Source organism: Streptomyces boluensis (genome assembly GCF_009908195.1).
Taxonomy (GTDB): domain Bacteria; phylum Actinomycetota; class Actinomycetes; order Streptomycetales; family Streptomycetaceae; genus Streptomyces; species Streptomyces boluensis.
The window spans coordinates 1-3726 of sequence record NZ_JAAAHS010000550.1; the positions used below are offsets into that span (position 1 = coordinate 1).

4 protein-coding genes are annotated in these 3726 nt (G+C 72.3%); 2 read left to right on the plus strand and 2 right to left on the minus strand.

Annotated elements, in window-relative coordinates:
- The first annotated feature begins 20 nt into the window (after positions 1-20).
- Positions 21-599, plus strand: coding sequence for a hypothetical protein (locus tag GUY60_RS35640; protein ID WP_187370208.1), 579 nt, complete (start codon positions 21-23; stop codon positions 597-599).
- A 28-nt stretch (positions 600-627) separates the two neighbouring features.
- On the opposite strand, the gene GUY60_RS35645 is transcribed toward GUY60_RS35640, so the two are convergent.
- Positions 628-1656: an LLM class F420-dependent oxidoreductase gene (locus GUY60_RS35645; RefSeq protein ID WP_161705545.1), complete on the minus strand. Its 1029-nt coding sequence runs from the start codon at positions 1654-1656 to the stop codon at positions 628-630.
- Positions 1657-1809: 153 nt separating this feature from the next.
- Entirely contained in the window at positions 1810-2613 is an 804-nt protein-coding gene (locus GUY60_RS35650; protein WP_161705547.1) for a hypothetical protein, read from the minus strand.
- A 389-nt stretch (positions 2614-3002) separates the two neighbouring features.
- On the opposite strand from GUY60_RS35650, the gene GUY60_RS35655 reads away from it, so the two are divergent.
- Positions 3003-3596 (plus strand): class I SAM-dependent methyltransferase, encoded by a 594-nt coding sequence (locus GUY60_RS35655; protein WP_187370209.1) that lies wholly within the window; start codon positions 3003-3005, stop codon positions 3594-3596.
- Positions 3597-3726: the final 130 nt, after the last annotated feature.

The window sequence follows — 3726 nt, forward strand, 5'->3', positions numbered from 1 at the left end:
GCACCCCCCACCCCGTACCGATATCCGGCCGGAGGCTGAAGCACCTGCTGCTCGCCCTGACCCTGTGCTGCGCGCTCGTCGCCGGAGGCACCGCGTGCGGGGCGGCCCCCGCGAAGAACGCCGCGGACGTCAAGGCCGCAGCCGTGGCCGAGCCGACCCCGACGCCGACCCCGACGAGTACGACCGAGAAGCAGAAGTTCGCCAAGACCCGCTTCGTGGCGAACGCCGGGCTCGCGGCGGGCGCCGCCTACCAGTGGATCGTGAAGCCCGCGCGCGACGGCAAGTTCAAGAAGGGCGCGAAGGGCCGGAAGTTCACGATGATCAAGGCGGGCCTCGCGGGTGCGTTCACGTACAACCGGCTCAAGGCCGCGGTGAAGAACGCCCAGGGCGACCCGCTGCTCGCCAAGGCCGTGGCCCCGCTCGCCGCGGGCATCGAGTCGCTGAAGGACCTGCCGTCCAAGCTCCGCAAGGGCAACGGCGCGGACGACGCGGCGGGCGTCTTCGACGACGTCATCAACTCGGTGAAGTCCGCGGGCAAGGACGCGGGCGCCCCCGTCGTCGACAAGGTGCCGTCCACGTCCGAGCTGACGGGCGGCTGAACTCCGGGCGCGTACCCGGGGCCGCGCCTCAAGTGGCCCTGGGTACCTGCCCGTTGAGCTCCGCGAGTACCCGCAGCGTGTGCTGGTCGGGGGCGAGGACGAGGAGGTCCGTGACCGGGCCCTTGCGCCAGAGCTCCAGGCGTTCCGCGATGCGTTCGCGGGGGCCTACCAGGGAGATCTCGTCGGCGAACGCGTCCGGTACGGCGAGTACGGCCTCTTCGCGGCGGCCCTCGGCGAAGAGTTCCTGGACGTGCCGGGCCTCCGCCTCGAAGCCCATCCGGGCCATCAGGTCGGCGTGGAAGTTCTTCGCGGCGTGGCCCATCCCGCCGATGTAGAAGCCGAGCATCGCCTTCACCGGAAGCAGGCCTTCCGCCACGTCGTCGCAGACCTTGGCGCGGGCCATCGGCGCGATCCGGAAGCCGTCCCGGAGGCCGTCGAGGGACGCCTCGTACACATCGGTGCGCATCGGTGACCAGTACAGCGGCAGCCAGCCGTCGGCGATCCGGACCGTCTGTGCGATGTTCTTCGGACCCTCCGCGCCGAGGAACACCGGCAGGTCGGCCCGGAGCGGATGCGTGATCGGCTTGAGCGGTTTGCCCAGCCCGGTGCCGTCCGGGCCGTCGTACGGATGCGGGTGGAAGCGGCCGTCGAGCGCCACCGGCCCCTCGCGGCGCAGGACTTGGCGGATCACGTCGACGTACTCGCGGGTCGCGGTGAGCGGGCTGCGCGGGAACGGCCGCCCGTACCAGCCCTCCACCACCTGCGGTCCGGAGAGCCCGAGGCCGAGCGCCATCCGGCCGCCGGACAGATGGTCGAGGGTCAGCGCGTGCATCGCGGTGGCGGTCGGCGTGCGCGCCGCCATCTGCGCCACGGCCGTGCCCAGCTCGATGGTCGAGGTGTGCGCGGCGATCCAGGTCAGCGCGGTGAACGCGTCCGACCCCCAGGCCTCGGCGGTCCACACGGAGCCGTAGCCGAGCGCCTCGGCCTCCCGCGCGAGTGCGATGTGCTCGGCGCTGGGGCCGCGCCCCCAGTACCCGAGTGCGAGCCCGAGCCGCATGTGCCCTCCCGTTCCCGTGAACCGTTTCTGACGATGCGTCAGTTCCGTTGTGGTGGGCCGACTGTACGGGCGTCACGCGGACATGGCAACGGCCCCCGTTCCGCGTGCGGAACAGGGGCCGTGAGGCTGTGCTGCCGGGGCGCGTGGCCGGGGTCAGCCGCGCTGGATGCCGGTGGTGTCCTGGAGGACGCCGCGACGGCCGTCCTGCGTCTGGGCCACCAGGCCGGGGCCGCGCTGCTCGACCGCGAGGTACCAGGTGCCGGGCGCCAGCTCGGCGATCGGCGTGGGGTTGCCGTCCTCCGCGTACAGGTGACGCTGCACCGGCACGGCGAACCAGAACGGAGCGAACTCACCCTGCGCCTGCGCCGGGGCCGGGGCCTGCGCCTGGGCCTGCGGGGCCTGGTCCTGCGGAGTGGCCTGCTGCTGGCCGGGGACCGGCTGGCCACCGAAGGACTGCTGCTGCTGGCCGGGGTAGGGCTGGCCCTGCTGGGCGCCCGGGTAGCCGTAGCCACCCTGCTGCGGCTGGCCGCCGTACATCGGCTGCTGCGTGGGGGCGGCCATGAGGTCGGCGCTCAGGGCGGGGACGAGCGGGGTGGCGACGGCGCCACCGGCGAGGGCCAGTGACGCGATGAGGCCGAGGATCAGGCCCGGGCCTGCGCCCGCGCCGTCGAGGATCTGCCAGAAGAACTGCCAGGCGACCGCGACGGTGAACGCGACGCCGACCTGGTTCAGTTCGAGGCCCACGACCTTGCGCGGCTGCGGCAGTGCGCGGTGCACGACGATCAGGGCCGCGCCGATGATCCCCACCATGTACTGGCCGAAGGCCATGCCCAGGAACGACCACGCATTGCTGGAGCCGTAAGGGCCGCTGGAGGTGCTCAGGAACGAGGCGATGAACAGCAACGCCGCTGCTCCGATCACCACTGCGTCGCCTCGAGTGAGAGAGCGGAAATTCACTTCAGGTCCTTCGTAGATGGTCGAGTCGTCAGGCGTCGCTGTCGCCGGTACGCGAGGTGAGCGTGGAGTGCGAAGCGTGGGGGTACAAGGCGCCCCCATCACATGGATGGCCCCCCATCGTACGGATGACACTATCGCCCGGCGGGCCGGGGTGTCTGGCCGGTATAAGGACCGCCACACGACCTTCGCTTGTTACCCCCGGGCGGTGTCCGGAATGCGGCCACCGCATTCCGTACGGGTGTACGGCACCATGGTTCCGACCGTCCAGGCACCCAGCTCGCCCACCCCAGCTCACGTATCCAGGAGGCCCCGTGACCGCCCCCGCCGCCGCGTCCGCGCCCGCGCCCAAGCCCGAGATCCTCGACGCCTTCACGGCGGCCAAGGGCTTCATGCCGGTCGACGAAGGGCTCGCCCTGTACGCGGCGGCCGTGGCGGCCGGTTCGCTCGGGCTGCCGCTCCTGGAGGTCGGCACGTACTGCGGGCGCTCCACGGTGCTGCTCGCCGACGCCGCCCGCGCCTGCGGCGTGACGGCGATCACCGTGGACCACCACCGCGGCAGCGAGGAGCAGCAGCCGGGCTGGGAGTACCACGACGCGGAGGTCGTCGACCCTGAGCTGGGCCTGATGGACACGTTGCCCACGTTCCGCCGGACCCTGCACAGGGCGGGTCTGGAGGATCACGTGATCGCGGTCGTGGGGCGCTCTCCGCAGGTGGCAGCGGTGTGGGGCGGCCAGGTCGGCTTCGTCTTCGTCGACGGCGGCCACACCGACGAGCACGCGAACGCCGACTACGAGGGCTGGGCCCCGCACCTCGCGCAGGGCGGCCTGCTCCTCATCCACGACGTGTTCCCGGACCCGGTGGACGAGTTCACCGGCCAGGCCCCGTACCGCGTCTACCTGCGGGCGCTCGCCTCGGGCGCGTTCACGGAGGTGTCGGCGACGGGTTCGCTGCGGGTGCTGCGGCGTACGGGGGCGGGGATCTGAGGGCGGCGGATCTGAGGGCGGTGCGGCGGCACGGTTAGGCTCGCTCACGTGTCGTACGACGATCCTGACAACCCCTCGCCCGCCTTCGCGACCACCGCACACCGCCCGCGCCGCCGCGTGGGCCTCGTCG

Coding starts and splice junctions, on each gene's coding strand:
- GUY60_RS35655 (WP_187370209.1), top strand. CDS start 3,003: ATGCCGGTCGACGAAGGGCTCGCCCTGTACGCGGCGGCCGTGGCGGCC.
- GUY60_RS35645 (WP_161705545.1), bottom strand. CDS start 1,656: ATGCGGCTCGGGCTCGCACTCGGGTACTGGGGGCGCGGCCCCAGCGCC.